Genomic DNA, 22,205 nt, shown 5'->3' with positions numbered 1-22,205 from the left:
TCGGCAGGAGATCCTGGGCCGTATGCGGATCGAGATCGTGGTGTTCGACGGCTTCGACGAACTGGACGTCTTCGGACCGTTCGAGGTGTTGTCGATGGCTGGCTTCGACGTGGCGCTGGTCGCGGTCGAACGATCGGGGCTGGTCACCAGCATGCGTGGTGTCCAACTCCAGGTGCCCGAGCTGCTGGGTCAGGCAGACGGCGTGATCGTCCCAGGTGGCGGTTGGCTGAACCGGGCACCCGAGGGTGCCTGGGCGCAGGCGCAGCGGGGTGTGCTGCCGGCGAAGCTGGCCGCAGTGGCGGCATCGGCGCAGTGGATGGCGTCGGTGTGCACCGGCGCGCTGTTGCTCGCCGCCGCCGACCTGCTGACCGGCCGGCGGGCGACCACCAACCGCAACGCGTACGACGAGTTGCGCGCCCACGACGTCACCGTCGTCGACGAGCGGGTGGTCGACGACGGTGACCGGGTCACCGCTGGCGCGCTGTCGGCCGGCCTCGATCTGGGGCTGTGGCTCACCGAACGGGAACTGGGCGCCGCCACCGCCAACCGGGTCGCCGCGACCATCGAGTACCGGGCCGCGCAGCGCTGAGCAGCGCGGGCAGAACGGGCGCGTCACCTTAACGCGCCGGAAACACCCCCGGTACCAACCCTGGGAACGCTCGTCGGACAGCCAGACCACCGACACGCGAACCGGGGTGACCATGGCCGACAACACCACGAACGCGCCGACGTACGACGAGCCGGTCAGCCGGTCCGGCAACGGCCGGACGCTGCCCGCTCCCCGTCCGAATCCGGTCCTGTCGCTGGACGACGGTGACCCGGCGGACCTGGCCACGATCGGGGTGGAGGAGGAGTTCCACGTCGTCGATCTGCACACCCGGGAGTTGGTGCCCCGTGCCGGGGAGTTGCTCGACCGGTTGCCGGCGGCCTCGTTCACCGCCGAGTTGCACCGCAGCGTGGTGGAGACCAACACCGCGGTCTGCCGCACCCTGGACGAGATCCGCGCCGAGCTGACCGGGCTGCGTCAGGCGGCCGTCCAGGTCGCCGACCGGGCCGGTCTGGGCATCGTGGCGGCCGGTACGGTGCCGCTGCGCGCCGACGGCGACCCCAGCGTCACCCCCACCTCCCGCTACCGGCGGATGCTCGACGAGTACCAGATGCTCGCCCGGGAGCAGTTGATCTGCGGAGCGCAGGTGCACGTCGGCGTCTCCGACCGCGACCTGGCGGTGGCGGTCACCCGCCGGGTCCAGCCGTGGCTGCCGGTGCTGCTGGCCCTCTCCACCAGCTCGCCGTACTGGATGGGTCAGGACAGCGGTTACGCCAGCGTGCGGTCCCTGGTCTGGCAGCGGTGGCCCACCGCCGGTGACCCGGGCGAGGTGACCAGCGCCGCGGACCACGAGGCGCTGGTCGCCGAGCTGATTTCCTCCGAGACCATCACCGACCCCGCCATGATCTATTTCGACGTTCGGCCGTCGGCGCACGTGCCCACAGTGGAGCTGCGGATCACCGACGCCAACGCCGATGTGGAAACCATCGTCCTGCTCACCGGTCTGTTCCGGGCGCTCGTCCGACGGGAGGTCGCCGCCCTGCGCGCCGGGGTGGAGCGTACGGCCGTGCGACCACCGGTGCTGCGCGCCGCCGTGTGGCGGGCGGCCCGCTCCGGGTTGGAAGGTGACCTGCTCGACCTGCCCCGGTCGGCCCGACCGGTGCCGGCCGTCCGGGCGGTAGGCCGCCTGGTGAGCGACCTGCGCCCACAGTTGGAGGCGACCGGGGACTGGGAGCAGGTCAGCGAGCTGACCCGGTACGCGCTGGAACGCGGCAGCTCCGCCGCCCGGCAGCGGCGGGCGTACGAACGACGGGGCCGGTTGGCCGACGTGGTCGACCTGCTGCTCGACGAGACCCGGGGCCGGGTCCGCGGCCCGCTGCCGGGTACGCCGACGCCGCCGGCGCTGCCCACGTACGCCGACGCCGGCGACGAGGTCTTCGGACCGGCCGGACCGCAACCGGCGTACGCCCCGATGCTCGCTGCCCTACGCCAACTCGGCGCCGGGGCCCTGCGTCGCCGCGAACACGACCGGGACGAGGAGCAGCGGGCCCGGGGCGTGACGTTCAGCGTTGCCGGCGAGGCGAGCACCCGGCTCTTCCCGGTGGACCTGGTGCCCCGGGTGGTGCCCGCCGCCGACTGGCGGACCCTGCGTACCGGCCTGGTGCAACGCGCCCGCGCCCTCGACGCCTTCCTGCGCGACGTCTACGCCGACCGGGCGGTGGTGGCCGACGGCGTGGTGCCGGCGTGGGTGGTGGAGTCCTCACCCGGCCTGCGCCCGACCGGGGCGCTGATGGGCCGGCGGGGTACCCGCGCCCAGGTGTCCGGCACCGACCTCGTCCGGGACCCGGACGGCGGCTGGTACGTGCTGGAGGACAACCTGCGGGTGCCCTCCGGGATCGGCTACGCGGTGCAGAACCGTCGGCTGACCCAGGCGGTGTTGCCGGAGCTGCCGGTGCCGGCGGATCTGCTGCCCGCCGACGAGACGCCGGCGATGCTGTACCGGGCGCTGGTCGCCGCCGCGCCCGCCGCTGCCGACGACCCCGCCGTGGTGGTGCTCAGCAGCGGCCCCGGTGACCCGGCGTGGTTCGAGCACCGGCTTCTCGCCGACGAGATGGGTGTGCCGCTGACCGAGACCAGCGACCTGCTGGTGGAGGAGGGGCGGGTCCGGCTGGTCCGCGAGGGCTGCCGCCGCGAGGTCGACGTGATCTACCTGCGGATGGACGAGGAGGCGCTGCTGCACGCGCCCGGCGCGGACGGGGTGCCGCTGGGCTGGCCGCTGCTCGCCGCCGTGCACGCCGGGCGGCTCACACTGGCCAACGCGCTGGGCAACGGCGTCGGTGACGACAAGGCGCTGTACGCGTACGTGCCCCGGCTGATCGAGTACTACCTGGGCGAGAAGCCGCTGCTCGGGGACGTGCCGACGTACCTGTGTGGGCTGCCCGAGCAGCGGGCCGAGGTGCTGGGCCGGCTCGACGAGCTGGTCCTCAAGCCGGTCGACGGGTACGGCGGTGACCGGGTGGTGATCGGCCCCCGCGCCGAGGCGGAGGAGTTGGACGCCGTCCGGGACCAGATCCTCGCGGCCCCGCACCGGTGGATCGCCCAGGAGATGATCGCGCTGACCACCCACCCGGTCTTCGACGGCACCGCGCTGGCTCCCCGCCACGTCGACCTGCGGGCGTTCGTGTTCCTCGGTGACACCGCCGAGGTCGCGCCGGTGGCGCTGACCCGGGTGGCGCCGGCCGGCAGCATGATCGTCAACTCGTCGCGCGGCGGCGGTTCGAAGGACACCTGGCTGCTCGGTGGAGCCGACGAACCGTCGGCGTAACCGACGCTTGACCCACCCGTCATCGGGACGCAACCCGGTCCGCCAAGCCTGGACCGGTCAGCGCCCCCAGCGGATCCAGCCGATGAGAGGTGTGAGCCATGTGTGGTATCGGAGGCGAGTTCCGCCTCGACGGGGCGCCACCGGACCTGGCCGCCGTCGAGCGGATGCTCCCCGCCCTGGCCTCCCGTGGCCCGGACGGCGAGGGTCGGTGGCAGCAGGGGTCGGTGGCCCTGGTTCACCGCCGGCTGCGCATCATCGACCTGTCCGACGCGGGCGCCCAGCCGATGGTCGACCACGAGCTGGGTCTGGCAGTGGTCTTCAACGGCTGCGTCTACAACTACCGGGAGCTGCGCGACGAGCTGACCGCCGCCGGCTACTCCTTCCGGTCCACCTCGGACACCGAGGTGATCCTCAAGGCGTACCACCGGTGGGGGACGGCCTGCGTCGAACGGTTCTACGGGATGTTCGCGTTCGCCCTGGTCGAGCTGGCCACGCACACCCTGGTGCTGGCCCGGGACCGGCTCGGCATCAAACCGCTCTACCTGGCCGAGGGGCCGGGCCGGCTGCGCTTCGCCTCGACCCTGCCGGCGTTGCTCGCCGCCGGTGACGTGGACACCGACCTCGACCCGGTGGCGCTGCACCACTACATGAGCTTCCACTCGGTGGTGCCGCCACCTCGCACGATCCTCGCCGGGGTCCGCAAGCTGCCGCCGGCCACCGTCCGGGTGATCACCGCGGACGGCCGGAGCACCGACACCATCTACTGGCGGCCGGAGTTCAACCGGGCCGCCGCCCCCACCATGTCCGCCGACGAGTGGCAGGAACGGCTCATGGCGGCGTTGCGCACCGCCGTACGACGGCGGATGGTCGCCGACGTGCCGGTCGGCGTGCTGCTCTCCGGCGGTCTCGACTCCAGTCTGATCGTCGCCCTGCTGGCCGAGCAGGGCCAGACCGGCCTGGCCACCTTCAGCATCGGCTTCGAGGCGGCGGCGGGGGAGAGCGGCGACGAGTTCCACTACTCCGACCTGATGGCCCGCCACTTCGACACCGACCACCAGCAGATCCGCATCGGCGCGAAGCGGTTCGTGCCCGCCGTGCACCAGGCCATCGAGGCGATGAGCGAGCCGATGGTCAGCCACGACTGCGTCGCGTTCCACCTGCTCTCCGAGGAGGTCTCGCAGCGCATCACAGTGGTGCAGTCCGGCCAGGGCGCCGACGAGATCCTCGCCGGCTACGACTGGTACCCGCCGATGGCCAACGTGGCCCGCGCGGACGCCGTCGAGGCGTACGCCCGGGTGTTCTTCGATCGTCGCCACGACGCGCTCGGCGGGCACCTGGCGCCCGAGTGGATGCTCGACCACGACGCCAGCCTGGAGTTCGTCGCCACGCACTTCGGCGCGCCCGGCGCGGACACCGCGCTGGACGCGGCGCTGCGCCTGGACAGCCTGGTGATGCTTGTCGACGACCCGGTCAAGCGGGTCGACAACATGACGATGGCCTGGGGGCTGGAGGCCCGCGTGCCGTTCCTCGACCACGAGGTGGTCGAGCTGGCCGCCGCCTGCCCACCGACCATGAAGCTGGCGCAGGGCGGCAAGGGGGTGCTGAAGGCCGCGAGCCGGGGCATCGTCCCGGACGAGGTGATCGACCGGCCGAAGGGCTACTTCCCGGTGCCCGCCATCCGGCACCTCTCCGGTCCACTGCTCGACGACGTGCGGGACGCGCTGACCGCCCGGCCGGCGCGCGAGCGGGGCCTGTTCCGCAAGGACTACCTGGAGGAGTTGCTGGACGCGCCGAACGCCCGGCGTACCACGCTGGGCTCCAACGCGCTCTGGCAGCTGGGGCTGCTGGAGCTCTGGTTGCAGCGGATCGGGGTTTAGATGAGCGTACGGATTGAGCCGCCGCGCACCACCCGGCGGACCCGACCCGCGAGCCACCGGCCGGTGTCGCTGCCGGTGCCGATCAGCGAGGACTTCGCCCCGGCACCGTCCCCCGACGGCCACCGGGTGGCGTTCCTCTCCGACCGGGCCGGCGCGCCCGGTGTCTGGGTCTGCCAGGTCGACGCGGGGGCGCCCGTCGCGCTGCCCGTCGGCGACGAACCGGTTCTCGCGGTGAGCTGGTCTCCGGACGGCCAGTGGCTGGCCTGTGTCGTCGCCCCCGGCGGAGCGCCCCGCACCGAGCTGTGGGTGCTGCGCCCGGACGGCACGCGACGCCACCAGGTTGCCGGGTTCGGCCGCCGCAGCGCCGCGCTGGCCGGCTGGCTGCCGCACGGCGCCGTGCTGGCGGTCACCGAAACCGACGAGCACGGGCAGGCCCTGCTTGTCGACGCGGCCACCGGGCACCGGCGGGTGCTCGCCCAGGGCGACCTGCTCACCCTCCTGGACGTGACCCCGGACGCGGGCACCGCGTTGCTGCGCCGCGGCCCCCGTAACGCCCGCTGGCTGGAGGTGCTCGACGTGGCCACCGGCGTCCGGCGGCGGCTCCTCCCGGACACCGGGCGGGGCAGCACCGACCAGGGTTGGTTCGGCCCGGACGGAACGAGCGTGCTGGCCCGCACCGACGCGTACTCCGAACTCGCCGCGCTGGTACGGGTCGACCTGACCCGGCCGGAGCAGCCGCCGACCCGGCTCGCCGGACGACCGGACGCCGAGCTGGAACACGTCACGCCCAGCGCGGACGGTCAGCGCGGCGCGTTGCTGTGGAACACCTACGGCGGGCGCAGCGAGCTGAGCCTGCTCGACTTCAACAGCGGTGTGCAGCGGGCCGTCGCCGCCCCCGGCGAGGTGCTCGGCGACGTCGTCTTCGCCGCCGACGGCGGCCTGCTCTGCCTCACCGCACAGGGGCCGGTGCAGCCCCGGGAGGTGTGGCTGGTCGACCCGCCGACCGGGGCGCCGCGCCCGCTGCGACCGGACACCGGCGTCCCGCGTACGGACAACGCCGGTGTCGCACCGCAACTTCTCGACCTGCGCGCCCGCGACGGGTTGCCGCTCTCCGGCTGGCTCTACCGCCCGGCCGGGCCAGGCCCCTGGCCGACCGCGATCAGCCTGCACGGTGGCCCGGAGGCGCAGGAGCGTCCCGGTTACAACCCACTGTTCCAGGCCCTGGTGGCGCAGGGCATCGCGGTCTTCGCGCCCAACGTCCGTGGGTCGTCCGGGTTCGGCCGTTCGTTCGTCGCCGCCGACAACCTCGCCGGCCGCTACGGCGCGATCGCCGACGTGGCTGCCTGCGCCGACTTCCTCGTCGACGCCGGCGTCGCCCGGCCCGGCCAGCTCGGCGTCCTGGGCCGCTCCTACGGCGGTTACCTGGTCCTCGCGCTGCTGGTGAACTTCCCCGGTCTGTTCGCCGCCGGGGTAGCCGAGTGCGGCATCTCCGACTTCCGGACCTTCTTCGCCGACACCGAGCCGTGGATCGCCGCCGCCGCCGTCAGCAAGTACGGCGACCCGGACCGGGACGCCGACCTGCTGCGCGACCTCTCCCCGCTCACCCACATCGACCGGCTGGACGTGCCGGTGCTGCTGATCCACGGCGCCAACGACACCAACGTGCCGGCGGGCGAGTCGGCCCAGGTCGCCCAGGCCCTCGCCGACCGGGGTGTGCCGCACGGGCACCTGGTGCTCGCCGGGGAGGGGCACGACTTCCTGTCGCGGGTCAACGCCGAGGCGGCCCGTGCGGCCACCACCGGCTGGCTGACCCGGCACCTCGCCGCGACCGCGACCGTCGTCGGCTGAGGCGTTATCCTGCGCCGGTGGAGGTCGCGGCGCAGGACGAGCGGTTGGCCGCGGACCTGGGTCGCTGGCTGGCCGAGGTCACCTTCGTCGACCTGGACACCGACGAGGTCACCGCGCGGGTGATCGACTCGGTGGTGCGGTGGGCCGAGGCCCAGGGCTGGCGGGTCTACCGGCGCGCGCCCAGCGTGCTGCCGTTGCCACCGCCGCTGGAGCAGCGGCACTCGGTGCTCGACGTGGCGTGTGCCCGTCCGGACGGTCCGCCCGTCGTGGTGGAGGTCGACCACACCGACCGGGCCCGTACGGTGCAGAAGCTGCGCGCGGAGGCGGACGCCGGCCGGATCCCGATCTGGGTGCGGTGGGGCGTCGGGCGTTTCACCGCGCCGCCACCGCCGGTGCGGATGGTGACCGTCGAGGTGACCCGGCGGGCCGGTCCGGCCGGGCGCGGACGGTTGCACAGCCGCGGCGGTGACCGCCCCGCCCCGGCCCACTCGACCGGCGGCGGCACGGTGACCCCGCAGGCGCTGCCGATCCCGTCGACCGACCCGGCGCAGGGCCCGGTCGACGACGCCGGTAAGCGCACCTGAAGCGAATCGTAAGCGGGCTCCGGCAGAGTTCTGGGTGTCACCGGAGAGCACGACAGACACCCAGGAGATCCCGATGCGCAAGCTCGTCAACTCGACCTACATCACCCTCGACGGCGTCATCGAAAACCCGATGTGGACCATGCCGTACTTCGACGAGGAAGCCGCCGGCCTCGCCGGGGCGCAGACCGAGGAGGCCGACGCGATGCTGATGGGCCGGGCCACCTACGACGGCATGTCCGCCGCCTGGCCCACCAGGGACGAGAGCGACCCGACCACGGGCGCCGCGTACTTCAACAACGTCAAGAAGTACGTCGCCTCGACCACCCTGACCAACCCCACCTGGAACAACACGGAGGTGCTCCAGGGCGATCTGGTCGAGGCAGTCACCGCGCTCAAGGCCCAGCCGGGCAGGAACATCATCCAGTACGGCTTCGGCTCGGTCACCGCCCAGCTGATCCGGGCGGGCCTGGTGGACGAGGTCCGGTTCTGGATCCACCCGGTGCTGGAGGGCGGCCCCAGCCTCACCGCGCCGCTGGCCGACGTCAAGGCATCGTTCGACCTGGTCGACACCCGGGTCCACAAGAGCGGCGTGATCGTCGCCTCGTACCAGCCGAAGGTGACCTCCTGAGCACCGGTCAGAGCTGGGCCCGGGCCTCGCCCGGGCTCAGCCGCGCGCCCTCGGCGAGCAGCGCGTCGAAGCGTTCCGGCCCGAGTTCGGCCCGCAGGCGTGCGGTCACCCGGTCGGTGTCGTCGCGTTCGGCCGGCGCGGCGGGGGACAGTGTGGCGATCCGGGCGGCGGCCGCGGCGCCCAGCAGCCGGGCGGCGACCTCGGGGGAGCGCACCGCCGCCGCCATCCCCTCCAGCGGGCCGACCGCGTCCCGCATCGTCGCCATCGCCTCGGCGACCTCGAACGCCTCGATGTGCAGGGCCAACGCGGCGTCCGGGTCGCCGCCCTGCTCGACCGCGTAGCCCAGCTCCACCAGCACCATCGGCAGGTAGAGCGCGGGTTGGCTCTCTCCCCGACCCAGGTCGGCGAGGCGGCTGAGGTGGGTGACGGCCAGGTCGAGCTTGCCGTCGCGGCGGGCGGCCAGCCCGAGGCTCATCTCCGCGAAGATCAGCGCGCCGGGCGAGCCCTGCTCCACCGCCAGGTCGTAGGCGCGTTCGGCCAGTTCCCGACCCGGGGCGTAGTCGCGGGTCTGCACGGCGAGCCAGGCCAGCCAGGACAGCTCGGCGCAGACCTGCGGCCACAGCGCCAACTCCTCGGCCCAGCGCAGCCCCTCCCGGTGCAGCGCGGCGGCGCGCTCGTGCTCGCCGCGCATGTCCGCCAGCCCACCCACCCACTCCGTCGCCCGGAGCCGACCCCACCGGTCGCCGAGGTCGGCGAAGAGCGCGGCGCTGCGGGTCGCGGTGCGCTCCAGGGTGGCCTGGTCACCGTTGGCGTGGGCGATGTGGGCCAGGGAGGTGAGCACCGCCGCCTCGGTCCACGGGTCGGTGGCGGCGGTGGGTAGCAGCTCCGAGACCAGGGCCAGGTCGCCGTGTTCGATCACCGCGTTGGCCGCGAACCACGCGGCGTGGCTGTCCGGGTCGGCGGCCACTGCGGCGCGCACGTCGTCCGGTGCGATCACCTCGCCCTGCGACAGCGCGAAGCCGACCCGCCAGGGTGCGGCGCGGGCCTCCTGCTCCGCGTCGCCGGGCACGGCCAGCGCCCGCCGTGCCTCGGTGAGGCGGCCGCGCAGGAACCAGTACCAGCTCAGCGCGACCGCCAGGCGCAGCCCGCCACCGTGCGCCAGCGCCGAGCGCAGGTTCGCCAGCTCGGTGTCGAGCAGCGCCAGCCAGCGTTGCTGGTCGGCCCCGCGCAGCCCGGGGTCGGCGCGTTCGGCCAGCTCGGTGTAGTGGGAGGCGTGCCGCCCGCGTACCTCGTCGGCGTCGCTGAGACGGTCCAGGCAGAACGCGGCCACCGATTCGAGCAGCCGGTAGCGGGGGGCCGCGCCGGAATCGTCCAGCACCACCAGCGATCGGTCCACCAGCCGGGCGAGGGCGTCCAGGTCGGTTCGGCAGACCTCCTCGGCGGCCTCCGGGGTGCAGCCGTCCGGGAACACCGCCAGTCGGGCGAGCACCACCCGGTCGGACTCGTCCAGGAGGTCCCAGCTCCAACCGATCACCGCGGTGAGCGTCCGCTGCCGGGGTGGCACGTCCCGCTGCGCGGAGGTGAGCAGCCGGAACCGGTCGTCGAGCCGGTCCACCACCCCGCGTACGCCCAGCGCGCGGACCCGGGTCGCGGCCAGCTCCAACGCCAGCGGCAGCCCGTCGAGGCGGCGGCACAGCTGGGCCACCGGCGTCGCGGTCAGCCCGTCGAGGCGGAAACCGCGCTGCTGCGCGGCGGCGCGGGCGACGAACAACCGCGCCGCCGCCGACCGCCGGACCGCGTCCAGGTCACCGTCGTCGGGCACCGGCAGTGGGGGTACCTCCCAGAGCCGCTCACCGGTCAGCCCGAGTGGCTCCCGGCTGGTGGCCAGCACGCTCACCCCGGGCACGTCGCGCAGCAGCCGGGCGACCAGCTCGGCGACCGGTTCGATGACGTGTTCGCAGTTGTCCAGCACGAGCAGCAACTGCCGGTGCCGCAGGGCCGTGACCAACCGGTCGGCGGGGGACTGGGTTGTTCCGGCGGCCTCGTGTGCGCCCAGAGCGCCGAGGACCTGTTCGGCGACGCGGGCGTCACCGGCCGGGAGCGGGGCCAGCTCGACCAGTCGGACGCCGTCCGGGTAGGACGCCGCGCGGGCCGTCTCGGTGGCCAGCCGGGTCTTGCCGACGCCGCCCGGACCGACCAGCGTGACGAGCCGCTGCCGGGGCAGCAACGCCCGCAGTTCGGCCAGCGCCTCGTCCCGCCCGATCAACTCGTCGAGCAGGGCCGGCAGGTTGCCCCGGACGATCGCGGCCTTCGGCGGGGCGTTCAGGCCGGCGTCCTGTTCGAGGATCCTGCGGTGCAGGGCGACCAGCTCCGGGCCGGGGTCGAGGCCCAACTCCTCGGCGAGGCGGGCCCGCAGCTCGGCGTAGCTCTCCAACGCCTCGGACTGGCGGCCGGCCGCGTACAACGCGCGAAGCTGCACCGCCCGCAGGCCCTCGCGCAGCGGATGCCTCGCGACCAGCTCAGCCAGGTCAGCGGCCACCAGGTCATGCTCACCCCGGGCCAGCCGGGCCTGCGCCAACCGCTCCTGAACGACGAGGCGCTGCTCGGCGAGGCGGGCCGCCTCGGCCCGCACGAACTCGGCGTCGGCCACGTCGGCGTACGCCTCGCCGCGCCACAAGGCGAGGGCCTCGGTCAACCGTTCGACGTCGGCGCAGCGTGCCAGCTCGTCGAAGCGGTCGACGTCGACCGCGTCGACCCGCAGCAGGTAGCCGGGTGGCCGGGACTCGACCAGCTCGCGGGCGCCGGGCTCGGCATCGTTGAGCGCCTTGCGCAGTTGCGATATCCGCACCTGGAGGGCCCCGGTCGGATTGGCGGGAGCGTCGTCACCCCACAGGTCGTCGATGAGGCGGTCCGCCGAGACCACCTGGTTGCGGTTGGCCAACAGGTCGGCCAGCAACGCCCGCACCTTGGTGCCGGGCACCACCACCGGCTCGCCGACGTCCGTGGTCACGGCGAGCGGCCCGAGCACCCCGAACTGCACGGCGGTCATCCTAGCGCCGGTCAGGCGACCCAAAGCACACAGCGACGGACGGAAACCACCGACCCGCTCCCGCACCACAGAGCGACCCACCAGCACCGACCCCCGCCCCGCCCCCCGCCCCGCCCCCCGCCCCGCCCCGCCCCGCCACGCCCACTCCGTCGATCATGGATTTATGGTGGCCGCTTCAGCCACGAACAACCGTCCTGTGCCCCACCACAACTCCATCATCGACGGAGGAGTTGCCGCCGTCCGGGAGACCCACTCTCGCGCGATCTTGCACTTTCTGCGGTGACATAGGTGGCGTAAGCCGCATTACAGCAGCACAAAGTGCAAGATCGCGTGGGATGGGGTGCGTGGGCTGGGGTGGGGATGTTTTGCGGTTGGTTGCTTGGGGCAATTAAGGCGTCGACTACATCTCTCTCTTGAAGGACGGCTTTCCGTGGAAATCTCCGGCTTTTTCGCCGCCATCATCATCGGCCTGGTCATCGGCGCGCTGGGCCGGCTGGTCGTACCAGGCAAGCAGAACATCCCCATCTGGCTGACACTGCTCATCGGTGTGGTCGCGGCGATCCTCGGCACACTCGTCGCCGGTGCCCTCGGCGTTGACGAGACCAGCGGAATCGACTGGATCGAGCTGATCCTGCAGGTCGCTTTCGCCGCTGTCGGCGTGGCGATCGTCGCCGGTACCCACGGCCGCCGTCGGCTGCGCTGACCTCTCGCACCGTCGCGCCGCTCGCGACATCGCACCATCGCGCCGGCCCGCCCTCCACAGGAGGGTGGGCCGGCGCTGCGTCACCGTTCGAATGGGCCGGCCGTTCGGCGACCCGTCTGCCGTGCGCTGATGAATGCGCCCCGGCCTGATGCACGTCTCAGGGGAACGGAGCTGCGCCGCTCAGCACCGGCCGCCACCACGAGGCCCCCCGGGCATGCTTGCGTCGGTGCTGCCTGGCTGACAACGAGGCGGCTCGCATCACCGCATGACGAAGTTCGCCTGTCCGTGGTCATGGCGCGCGGCCGGCTCAGGGGGTAGAAACATGTCAACCCTTCGGTGCGACCCCACCCTCGGCCGCAGGGCTCAGAGAGCGCTCTCACCGCCCCCAGCTGCGCCGGAAGTACGCCGGCCAGCGGAGAGGACGAACCACGTGACAACCCTGTCCCGACGCGTACGCCGGAGATCCGGTCGTACCCTCCTGCTCGCCCTGGTGTTGACCACCGCCACCACGATGACCAGCACGGTGGCCAGCGCCGACCGCCCGACGCACGGCGCACCCGACTTCGGTCCGAACGTGACGATCTTCGACCCGTCCATGCCGGTCGGCGAGATCCAGCAGACCCTCGACGCGGCGCACGCCCGGCAGGTCGACAACGAGATGGGCACCGAGCGGCACGCCTACCTGTTCAAGCCCGGCACGTACGGCACGGCCGCGCAGCCGTTGCAGGCCAAGGTCGGCTACTACACCGAGGTGTCCGGCCTGGGCGCCTCGCCCACCGACGTCACCGTCAACGGCAAGCTGGAGGTCTACAACCGCTGCCTCGCCGACGGCGGCACCGGCAACTGCCTCGCGCTGGTCAACTTCTGGCGCACCCTGTCCAACCTCTCGCTCACCATCAACGCTGCCGGCCAGGACGACTGCCGGTCGTCGGCGAACTTCTGGGCGGTCTCCCAGGCGGTGTCGATGCGCCGCCTGAACATCGGCGGCGGCGGTCTGTCGCTGATGGACTACTGCACCGCCGGCCCGCAGTACGCCAGCGGCGGGTTCATCGCCGACTCCCGGCTGCCGGCCACGACGAACGGTTCACAGCAACAGTGGCTAACCCGCAACAGTGAGGTCGGCAGCTGGTCCAACGCGGTGTGGAACCAGGTGTTCGCGGGGGTCGAGGGCGCGCCGGACGACGCCACCTTCCCCGACCCGCCGTACACCACCCTGGAGACCACCCCGCTGAGCCGGGAGAAGCCCTACCTCTTCGTCGACGGCAAGGGTCGCTACCAGGTGCGGGTGCCCGCCGCGCAGCGCGACAGCCGGGGCGTCTCCTGGGCTGACGGCATCACGCCGGGGCGCACCATCGGGATCGGCGACTTCTACATCGCCAAGCCGTCGGACTCGGTACGCGTCATCAACAGCCAGCTGGCGCGCGGCAAGCACCTGCTGCTCACGCCCGGCACGTACGACATCGCGCGCAGCATCGAGGTTCGGCGTCCGAACACCGTGGTGCTGGGGATCGGGCACGCCACGCTGACCGCCGTGAACGGCGCGATCCCGCTGGAAGTGGCCGGTGTTCCCGGGGTGATCGTCGCCGGTGTCACGATCGACGCCGGCCTCGTCGAGTCGCCGGTCCTGCTGCGGGTCGGACGTGAGCACGGCCGCAACGCGAGCAGCCCGCACAACCCGACCACGCTCTCCGACGTGTACTTCCGGGTCGGCGGCCCGCACATCGGGCGGACGAACACCGCGCTGGAGGTCAACAGCGACAACGTGCTCATCGACCACACCTGGGTGTGGCGTGGTGATCACGGCGTCGAGGGCTTCACCGAGGGCGTCAACGGTGACACCGACCGCTGGCGTACGAACACCGGCCGCTACGGGGCCGTCATCAACGGCGACCACGTGACAGCGACGGGCCTCTTCGTCGAGCACTTCCAGCGCTACAACACGGTCTGGAACGGCGAGCACGGCACCACGATCCTCTACCAGAACGAGCTGCCGTACGACCCGCCGACGCAGGCCGACTGGATGAACGGCGCGGTCGAGGGCTGGGCCGGGTACAAGGTCGGTGACCGGGTGCGTCACCACACCCTGTACGGCGGCGGGGTGTACGTGTTCAACCAGAACAACCCGTCGATCCACACCGAGAACGGCTTCGAGGTCCCGAACCGGCCCGGGGTGCGGCTGCACCACATCATGACCGTCAACCTCAGCGCCGGCACGATCGACCACGTGGTCAACGGCGTCGGGGACGCCGCCGACATGACGAAGGTCGGCGCTCCGGTCTATCTGACCCAGTACCCGACCCCGTAGCGGCTATCGGGCGTACCGACGGGGCCGGAGCCGGCGATGGCTCCGGCCCCTCTGGGCTGGTTTGTCGGGGCCCCGGCCTGCTGCGGGTGGTTGCCTAGCTCGACTGCGACCCGGCGGCCGGTCCATACCGCGGCCGCAATCGCCAACGCGTGCTGGCGGCGACGAAGGCCCTCGCAGGGCCTGATCCCGCCTGCTCAGGGGAACCTCTGACACGGCTTGAGCCGCAGGGTCTCCTCCGCCTGCCGTCGACGGCTGGTGGGGAATCTCGCTCACGGTCTTGAATTCCTATCGAGTCGATAGGAAAATGGGCCAATGCCGGATGGTCCGTTCCTCACCTCGCGTCGGGCCGTTGACCTGATGCGGGTCGCCTCCGAGCTCTGTCCGGGTCGCTGACCACCGACCGGCTGGCACCACCCGCACCCTTCCTCTGGCCCCGCTGCCGAATCGCGCCGCGCCGTGGCCCAACCGGCCCGGCGGCCCTTCGCGCGGTCACCGAGGCCCCGTCTTGCCTGCTCGCCCTCAACCGATCCCGTCACGGCCGGATCGGGCCATTCCTGGAGGTACGTCATGACCACCGATCCGTCACCGCCCAGTCCGGAGACCGCCGGAGATTCCCGGCTCGCGTTCAACGAGGACTGGGCGGCGACCATCCTCGGCCTGGCCCTGCTCGCCCTGGTCCTGCTCGGTGCCATCCCCGCCGGGCTGGTGCCCTGATGACCGCCGACGCGACCCGCACCGGCAACGAGCCCGGCACCTCTGCCGACGACCCGCCCACCGAGAGCGAGCGCGACACGTCGTCGACCACAGCCGATCCCGCCGAGCCGACCAATGTGGCGCGTGACGGGGCGTTCTGGGCGTGGACAGTGCTCGGCCTGCTGATCGTGGTCGGTCTCGCCGCGCTCACCCGCTATCTGGAGCAGAACGTCCCGGCCTGGGCCGAGGGCACCACCGTCGAGGACATCGGAGCGGCGATCGAATACCCGGTGTACGCGATCCTGCTCGGCCTGCTCGGCAACGTCGCCGCCACGCTGCTCGGGTGGCGGGACCGGATCGCCGCCGCGTTCCGGACCGAGTTCTTCATCAAGACCGGTCTGGTGCTGCTCGGGGCGTCGATCAACCTGGCCGTCATCGCCAGCGCCGCCGGCCCGGCGATCGCCCAGGCGATTCTGCTGATCAGCGGGGTGTTCCTGTTCACCTGGTGGTTGGCCGGCAGGTTCGGTCTCGACGACAAGCTGCGGGCGCTGCTCGCGTCGGCGGTGTCGATCTGCGGGGTCAGCGCGGCGATCGCCGCCGCCGGCGCCGTGCGGGCGCGCCGCGAGCAGTTGGCCTACACGGCGAGTCTGGTCATCGTCTTCGCGTTGCCGTCCATCTTCGTCCTGCCCTGGTTGGCCGACGTGTTCGGGCTCTCCGACGCGGTGGCCGGCGCCTGGATCGGTGGCAACATCGACACCACGGCGGCGGTCACCGCAGCGGGAGCGCTCGCCGGTGAGGAGGCGCTCCAGATCGCCAGCATCGTCAAGGTCACCCAGAATGCCCTGATGGGTGTGGTGGCGGTCGCGCTCACCGCGTACTTCACACTGCGGGTGGAACGACGGCCCGGCGTGGCCCGACCGGGCCTCGGTGAGCTGTGGACGCGGTTTCCGAAGTTCGTCCTCGGCTTCATCGCGGCCTCGGTCATCGCCACCTGGTACCTCGACGCCGCTGGCGCGGACGGCAAGGCCACCATCGCCATCGTCAACGACCTGCGCGTGTGGTTCCTGATCCTGGCCTTCGTCAGCATCGGCCTGGAGGTCCGGGTCGCGTCGCTGCGGGAGGCGGGTTGGCGACCGGTGGCGGTGTTCGCCAGTGCCACAGTGTTCAACCTGGCGTTGGCGCTCGCCCTGGCGTCCCTGCTGTTCCGCAACTTCTCGGCCTGAGTCAGCCGGTTGCCCCTGCGGACGGTGCTGGGGCCGGAGCCAGCCTGGCTCCGGCCCCATTCTGATCAGCGGGGCGGTGTGGTCGGCGCGCGGTGTGACCGACCCGACCGGGCGTGCGAGGTGGGCGTCTTCACCGGGTCGAACGGAAGGTCCTTCCTGGTCCGTACGGGCACCGCCAGGAACGACGCCGCCGTCCCGGTGAGCCGCTTGGCGCGGCGCGGGGTGGCTGCGGTGGCCGGGGCGTTCTTCGACGACCGGCTGTGCCGGGCACCCGCCTTGTGTCGGCCGGCGCGCGCCTCGGCTCCCTTGACGCTCACCGGGCTGGGGATCAGCACGGCGTGAGGGCTGGTGGTGCGGCCCGCGCGCCGGTGCCGTGCGCGTCCGCTGCCGGTCTTGAACCCGAGAGCGGGCCGTTCCACCAGGTGCCAGGAGAGAACGGCGAAGAAGAGGGCGCCGAGCAGGCTCAGCGCGATGTAGCCGAGCATCCCGAATCGGGCGCCGCCGAGCAGGGCGATCAGCTGCTGCACCGGGAAGCCGTAGATGTAGATGCCGTACGTGTAGTCGTTTCGGCGGCTGATCGCGGACAGTCGCTTCGGCAGCGCGACGGCTGCGAAGAGCACCAGGTAGGCGAACGCCGGCACACCCACCGCGAAGAACCCACCCAGCCACAGCGAGCCGACCAACGCGACCCCGGCCAGCACGGCCAGCTCTCTGGTCACCGGAACACGGTGCGCGTACAGGCGGGCGGCGGCGCCGAGCAGGAACAGGAAGCCGAGCATCAGCGTCCAGTCGGCGGCGAACGCGCCGAGCAGCGGGAACGGCCCGATCGCGCCGTGTTGCGGCGGACGTGAGCTCCAGGTCGGCCCCGTGAAGAAGTCGCGTAGGACCAGGGCGTAACAGACGGCGGTGAGGACGAGCACCGCGCGAGGTGCCCGGTGCAGCACCGAGGTCACCACCAGGATGCCGACAATCCCGTAGAAGGCAAGGTCGTACCGCAGCGTCCACAGTGAACCGTCGAACGCGCTCGGCCCGCCGACGATCAGGCCGTACGGGGTGTCGGCCAGCAACCCGGAGATGGGGAACTGCTCCATCGAGGCGAGGAAGTTCGTCGTGACGTAGTCGAAGGGCCCCTCCGGGTGCCCCCAGAACCCGTCGAGGTTGCCGTTCTCGTACAGCGCGGCCAGCGGCGCGAAGACGAACGCGGTGACCAGCAGGCAGGCCCACAGCCCGGGGAAGACCCGCAGCAGGCGGGCGCGGACGTACTGGCGCAGCGTGGAGCGCAGCGCGCTGTCGGTGATGAGGAACCCCGAGATCAGGAAGAATCCGTACAGGCACAGGGTGCCGAGGTCGCTCTGCCGGCCGAAGGTGGCCGCGCCGAGGTTGTGCTGGCCGAAGCCGAGCGGGCCGGCGTGCGCGATGATCACGCCACACGCCATCGCCAGGCGAAGGACGCCGAAGGCGTTGTGCTGGGCGGAGTATCTGCCCTGCAGCGTCGCGGAACGCTGCCCGTTCAACTTCGCCTGCACCTGACGACTCCTCTGATCACTGAACTGTTGGACCGACGGATCGGAGCGCTGCCGATCGATGTGCCAATTATCAGTGGATAAGGGAGGTTTGTCCGGAAATTTAGATGATTGTCCGTATCGGCCGGCGTCAGCTGACAGCGGCGGCGGTGCGGCGACGCTGCACGACCCGACGGGCCGGTACGTTCAGCAGCCCCGCCAGGGCAACGACGGAGCGGTCACTCGCCCGCCCGTCACCGAACGGCGACCCCACGACGGCAGTCCGCCCGCTGGCGAGGTGGCGGAGCCCGGCCGACAGGAGCCGTTCGGGATCGGTGCCCACCAACTCGCCGCGGCCCGGTGTCAGGGCCTCCGGACGTTCCGTGGTCTCCCTGGTGACCAACAACGGCACCCCGAGGGTGGCGGCCTCCTCCTGGAGCCCGCCCGAGTCGGTGACGACCAGGTCGGCCGCCCGCAGCAGCCCGACCATCTGTGGATACGGCAGTGGTGGCGTGACCCGGGCGTTGGTCACGCCCGCGAGGCCCGCGGTGACCTCCGCGCTGAGCTGCGGGTTCGGATGGGCGACCATCACGATCTGGGCGTCGGGGCACGCCTGTGCCAGGCGACGGAGCCCGTCCACAGTGGCCGTGACCCCGTGGCCCCAGTTCTCCCGTCGGTGCACGGTGGCCACGACGAGCTTGCGGGCCGGGTCGACCCAGTCCGGTGCCTGGGCCATGCCGCGCTCGACCAGGTCGTGCAGGGCGTCCACGACGGTGTTGCCGGTCACCACGATCGCGCTGGAGCGAATGCCCTCACCGATGAGGTTCGCCCGCGCCGCCTGTGTCGGCGCCAGGTGCAGTGCGGCGATACGGGCGAGCATGGCCCGGTTGGCCTCCTCCGGGAACGGCCGGTCCAGGTCGTTGGTCCGCAGTCCGGCCTCCAGGTGGACGACCGGGACGTGCCGCCAGAACGCGGCGGTCCCGCCGGCCAGGGCGGTCGTGGTGTCCCCTTGCACCACGACCGCCGCTGGACGGTGGTGTGCGAGCAGCTCGTCGATGCCCGTGATCAGTGCCGCCGCCAGTTCGGCGAGCGAGCCGGTACGCCGTTGCGGGCGCAGACTCACCTCCGGGCGGAGACCGAACGGGGCGAGTGCCTCGGCGACGCGTCCCGGCTGTTGACCGGTATCCGCCACCCGTACCGTGAACCTCGGATCATCGAGGAGACGGTGGATCAGAGGCGCGGTCTTCACTCCTTCCGGCCTGGTGCCGGCGAGGATCAGGACCTCTCGCGGTGTCGAGCTGCTCGCACACATGTCGGGTCAGCTCCTGGCAGCCGCGCGGCGACGCCGGTAGAGCGAGAACCCGCCGGTGGTGCCGGCCACGAGCGCGCCGAGACCGAGCGCGAGCGGTGCCCCGGCGAGCGGGATCACCGGAATGGGGGGAGCGACCGCGTTGGCCCCGCAGCTCGACGTGCCGATGGTGACACCGGCCAGCGCTCCACCGAGCGCCGTCAGGTTCAGCGCCGTGACGGTGAGCTGGCCGACGCCCGAGCTGGACTGGCCGTTGAGGGTCAGGTCGATCAGCCCCGGGATGCTCAGCCCGGTGTTCGGCGCCGGGTTGATCGGCAGGCTCAGCAGGGTCGTCTCCACACCCAGGATCGTCGAGACGATCCGGGCGTTGAGCAGGCTCGCGGTGCCTGTCGCCGAGGGGCTGCTGGTGGCGGTGCACGACGAGTAGATGGCGTCCGCGACCAGTGAGATCGTGGCGAGGCCGCTGGTCCCGAGGTTCAGTGTCACCCCGGTGCCCGGCGTGACGATGCAGGAACCGCCGGGACCGATGGTGATCGTGCCGCCCGGGCCGAGAACCCCGGCACAGGCCGCCGAGGTGCCGTCGTTGAACGCCCGGACGTTCTGACTCAGCACACCCGCCGTGATGACCGTCTGCCCACCGAGCACGCCCAGCGGGGGATTCTGGTTACCGGAGATCGACTCGGTGGTGCCGTCGTTGGTGGCCGACGCCGTGCCGGAGCTGGCGAGGCCACCACCGAGCAGGCTGATCTGGAGCGCCGAGGCGGAGGACTGGGAGGTGTCGGCCATCGCCGGGGAGGCCGCCAGGACGACCATGGCGAGACCACCGGCCAGCACCGCGGCGGTGCGGGCGAGACCGGATCTAACTCGTGGCATAGATGTCTACTTTCTGATGTGGGCGATTGCGGGGCGGTCTGTGGTGGGGGTGGTGGTGAGGTGCGTGAGGTGGCTGAGGTGCCGGGGCGGTCGGATCGACCGCGGTCCGTCGTTGCGGCCCGACCGGCGTGCCGGCTGGGCCCGGCGGGGCTGTGCCGGCACGGCGGCCCGGCCCACGGCCGCCTGGCCGACAGCCACCCGGCCCACGGCCCGGGCCGGCTGCGGCTGCGGATCGGCGGCACGGGCGGTCTTCTGCCAGTCCGTGCGGGCCGTCACCATGCGGGCGAAGGCCAACCAGACCGCCAGCGACTGGGCATAGCTGTACAGCCAGTGGCAGACGCCCAGCAGCAGGGCCTTGGGAATCGACAACTGCGGCTCACAACGGATCCGGTAGACGATGCCCCACAGGGCGAACGGTCCGATGCCGAAGACGAGCACCAACGGGGGTACGCCCCAGCCGCCACTGCTCCACCAGCCGCGCAGTCCACCCATTGTGTTGTCGATGTAGTAGGACATCACCACCAGGCAGGCGATGTAGATCGGCGTGCCGAGCAGTTGGGTCCACGGTGCGGCCAGGAAGTGGGCGATCTCCAGGGTGGCCGAGTTGCGGATTCGTGGCGAGCGCAGCACCCTACCGAGGTAGCGGCCACACTGCATCGACCCCTGGGCCCAGCGGGTGCGTTGCCGCACCAGCGGGCGGATCCGGGTCAGCGCCTCCTGGGCCACCCAGCTCTCCGGGCAGTACTCGGTGCGGCCCCCGGCCAGCAGGATGTGCAGGCCCAGCTCGAAGTCCTCCAGGAGGGCGCCGTGCCACGGTGTGCCGTGCTGGTCGGCGATCTCGTTGAGCAGGGACAGCCGGGTGAACTGCCCGTTGCCGCCCATCGCCACGCTGCCGGTGCGTCGCCGCAGCGACTGCATGGCGGCGATCGGGGCGCGGAACTCCATGTCCTGTAGCCGGATCAGCAGCCGTCCCCAGCGACCGACCTCGGTGGTCGGGGCGTACCGGCGCGGCGCGCACTGGAGCATTCGCACCTCCACCTGGACCGCCCCGATCTGCGCCGAGCCGAAGTACTGACGGCCGGAGAGCGCGACGGGACCCTGCGGGTCAAGTCGGCTGTCCGCGTCCAGCACGCCGACGATCACCCGGCTGCGGTCCGCGTTGGCGGGCAACGACTGATCGATGCGTCGCCAGGCGGCGTTGAGCGCGGCGCCCTTGCCCTGTCGCGCGTCCGGTAGCTGACGCTGGATCACGTGCACCCGCGGTTGGTCGGTGAAGGCCGCCAGTTCGGCCATCGTGCCGTCGTCGGACGCGTCGTCGACGCACCAGACGGTCGCCTGCGGGAAGTCGCAGAGCAGACGCCGCACGGTGTCGCCGATGACCGACGCCTCGTTGCGGCACGGCACGATGATGTGCCAGTCGAAGCCGTCCGGGCTGCCGCCCCGACTACGTCCGCTCTTCAGGTGGAACACCAGGATGCTCAGCACGTACGCGCAGAAGCTGACGCACAGCAGGAACGCCGCGGTGTTGAGCAGGGCGAGCGACTGCGTCTCAGTGGACACCGGCGACCGTCCCGGCGATCCGCTTGGTCCGGCTGACCAGGACCACAAAGAGGATCGTGACGGCGATCAGACCGGCGGTCGTGATCACCGAGCCGATCAGCACGTGGCTGCGTTCGTAGCCCAGTTTGAAGCCCCAGGTCTGCATCGAGACCACCACCGCGCCGAGTCGGATCTGGTTCACAGTGACCAGCAGCGCGACGGCCATCGCCAGGGCGTTGATTCCACGCGTCAGAGAGATGCGGCGGAACCCGATCAACGTCGACGCGAGCACGATCGGCGGGATCAGCAACATCGCGACCGAGCAGCCGCTGGAGACCATGAAGCCGACCCAGCGCTCGTCCAGTGGGAAGATCACGGCCGCGCCGATGGATTTGGTGTCCGCCAACCCGACGGCGTTGACGAGATGGGCGTTCAGCCACGCCTCCGCGCTGGCGATGTCGTGCCACCGCCAGAGCATGGCGACGGCGGCGGCGACTCCGATCAGGCCACCTGCGCTGGCGCGCAGCCACGACCCGCGTCGGGAACCTGTCATCGCTCGCGGCCCAACATGGCGACGAGCCACAGTGCCAGACCCAGCACTACCAGCCCGACGCCGACCAGCAACCAGGATTGAACGGCAACCCCGGTGGCGGCAAGGCCACCTCCGATGTGTGGCCCCTTGGTGGGTACTCCGTACATGC

18 protein-coding genes are annotated in these 22,205 nt (G+C 71.9%); 11 read left to right on the top strand and 7 right to left on the bottom strand.

The annotated features are described in order from the left end of the window. Window positions 1-22 precede the first annotated feature (22 nt). From ACGF3C_RS26105 to ACGF3C_RS26080, 6 genes are all read left to right on the top strand, one after another. Complete coding sequence (locus ACGF3C_RS26105; protein WP_357229718.1) at window positions 23-589, top strand: DJ-1/PfpI family protein; 567 nt, start codon at window positions 23-25, stop codon at window positions 587-589. Between the two features lie 112 nt (window positions 590-701). Then, on the top strand, window positions 702-3,371 hold the full coding sequence (locus ACGF3C_RS26100; RefSeq protein WP_393226089.1) for a glutamate--cysteine ligase: 2,670 nt from the start codon (window positions 702-704) through the stop codon (window positions 3,369-3,371). A 98-nt stretch (window positions 3,372-3,469) separates the two neighbouring features. After that, the gene (locus ACGF3C_RS26095; protein WP_357233755.1) at window positions 3,470-5,248 is read left to right on the top strand and encodes an N-acetylglutaminylglutamine amidotransferase; all 1,779 of its coding nucleotides are present in this window, start codon (window positions 3,470-3,472) and stop codon (window positions 5,246-5,248) included. Continuing rightward, entirely contained in the window at window positions 5,249-7,096 is a 1,848-nt protein-coding gene (locus tag ACGF3C_RS26090) for a S9 family peptidase (RefSeq protein WP_393226086.1), read from the top strand. It abuts the gene before it with no gap. A gap of 17 nt (window positions 7,097-7,113) precedes the next feature. Beyond that, window positions 7,114-7,680 carry a hypothetical protein gene (locus ACGF3C_RS26085; protein WP_357234719.1) on the top strand — a complete coding sequence of 189 codons (567 nt, stop codon included), beginning with the start codon at window positions 7,114-7,116 and terminating at the stop codon, window positions 7,678-7,680. 73 nt (window positions 7,681-7,753) lie between these two features. After that, entirely contained in the window at window positions 7,754-8,308 is a 555-nt protein-coding gene (locus ACGF3C_RS26080) for a dihydrofolate reductase family protein (protein ID WP_357234717.1), read from the top strand. A gap of 7 nt (window positions 8,309-8,315) precedes the next feature. Here ACGF3C_RS26080 and ACGF3C_RS26075 read toward each other — a convergent pair whose 3' ends face one another. Further along, window positions 8,316-11,357, bottom strand: a complete 3,042-nt coding sequence (locus tag ACGF3C_RS26075; protein ID WP_393226082.1) for a BTAD domain-containing putative transcriptional regulator — start codon at window positions 11,355-11,357, stop codon at window positions 8,316-8,318. A 430-nt stretch (window positions 11,358-11,787) separates the two neighbouring features. Here ACGF3C_RS26075 and ACGF3C_RS26070 point away from each other — a divergent pair, with 430 nt between their 5' ends. The 5 genes from ACGF3C_RS26070 to ACGF3C_RS26050 all read left to right on the top strand — a co-directional run bounded on the left by ACGF3C_RS26070 (window position 11,788) and on the right by ACGF3C_RS26050 (window position 16,281). Continuing rightward, window positions 11,788-12,060, top strand: coding sequence for a GlsB/YeaQ/YmgE family stress response membrane protein (locus ACGF3C_RS26070; protein WP_393226079.1), 273 nt, complete (start codon window positions 11,788-11,790; stop codon window positions 12,058-12,060). A gap of 511 nt (window positions 12,061-12,571) precedes the next feature. After that, the gene (locus ACGF3C_RS26065; RefSeq protein ID WP_393226343.1) at window positions 12,572-14,365 is read left to right on the top strand and encodes an adenylyl cyclase; all 1,794 of its coding nucleotides are present in this window, start codon (window positions 12,572-12,574) and stop codon (window positions 14,363-14,365) included. A gap of 312 nt (window positions 14,366-14,677) precedes the next feature. Further along, window positions 14,678-14,758, top strand: coding sequence for a putative leader peptide (locus tag ACGF3C_RS26060; protein ID WP_355006783.1), 81 nt, complete (start codon window positions 14,678-14,680; stop codon window positions 14,756-14,758). 174 nt (window positions 14,759-14,932) lie between these two features. Further along, window positions 14,933-15,079 (top strand): hypothetical protein, encoded by a 147-nt coding sequence (locus tag ACGF3C_RS26055; RefSeq protein WP_357207237.1) that lies wholly within the window; start codon window positions 14,933-14,935, stop codon window positions 15,077-15,079. Further along, complete coding sequence (locus ACGF3C_RS26050) at window positions 15,079-16,281, top strand: YeiH family protein (protein WP_393226076.1); 1,203 nt, start codon at window positions 15,079-15,081, stop codon at window positions 16,279-16,281. Before ACGF3C_RS26055 ends, ACGF3C_RS26050 begins: the two co-directional genes overlap by 1 nt. A 65-nt stretch (window positions 16,282-16,346) precedes the next feature. Here the strand turns inward: ACGF3C_RS26050 and ACGF3C_RS26045 are convergent, their stop codons facing one another. The 6 genes from ACGF3C_RS26045 to ACGF3C_RS26020 all read right to left on the bottom strand — a co-directional run bounded on the left by ACGF3C_RS26045 (window position 16,347) and on the right by ACGF3C_RS26020 (window position 22,203). Then, entirely contained in the window at window positions 16,347-17,807 is a 1,461-nt protein-coding gene (locus ACGF3C_RS26045; protein ID WP_393226073.1) for an acyltransferase family protein, read from the bottom strand. A 127-nt stretch (window positions 17,808-17,934) separates the two neighbouring features. Continuing rightward, window positions 17,935-19,095, bottom strand: a complete 1,161-nt coding sequence (gene wecB, locus ACGF3C_RS26040) for a non-hydrolyzing UDP-N-acetylglucosamine 2-epimerase (RefSeq protein ID WP_393226070.1) — start codon at window positions 19,093-19,095, stop codon at window positions 17,935-17,937. Window positions 19,096-19,101: 6 nt separating this feature from the next. Beyond that, the gene (locus ACGF3C_RS26035) at window positions 19,102-19,965 is read right to left on the bottom strand and encodes a choice-of-anchor P family protein (RefSeq protein WP_393226067.1); all 864 of its coding nucleotides are present in this window, start codon (window positions 19,963-19,965) and stop codon (window positions 19,102-19,104) included. 6 nt (window positions 19,966-19,971) lie between these two features. After that, on the bottom strand, window positions 19,972-21,525 hold the full coding sequence (locus ACGF3C_RS26030; protein ID WP_393226065.1) for a glycosyltransferase: 1,554 nt from the start codon (window positions 21,523-21,525) through the stop codon (window positions 19,972-19,974). After that, on the bottom strand, window positions 21,515-22,057 hold the full coding sequence (locus ACGF3C_RS26025) for a hypothetical protein (protein WP_357234149.1): 543 nt from the start codon (window positions 22,055-22,057) through the stop codon (window positions 21,515-21,517). Before ACGF3C_RS26025 ends, ACGF3C_RS26030 begins: the two co-directional genes overlap by 11 nt. Continuing rightward, the gene (locus tag ACGF3C_RS26020) at window positions 22,054-22,203 is read right to left on the bottom strand and encodes a peptidase (RefSeq protein ID WP_088989215.1); all 150 of its coding nucleotides are present in this window, start codon (window positions 22,201-22,203) and stop codon (window positions 22,054-22,056) included. Before ACGF3C_RS26020 ends, ACGF3C_RS26025 begins: the two co-directional genes overlap by 4 nt. Window positions 22,204-22,205: the final 2 nt, after the last annotated feature.

Origin of the sequence: Micromonospora sp. NPDC047762 (genome assembly GCF_043204655.1) — a bacterium.
In the GTDB taxonomy this organism is placed as follows: domain Bacteria; phylum Actinomycetota; class Actinomycetes; order Mycobacteriales; family Micromonosporaceae; genus Micromonospora.
The sequence above is the reverse complement of the archived record's forward strand: the minus strand, read 5'-3'. Positions and strand labels throughout refer to the sequence as shown.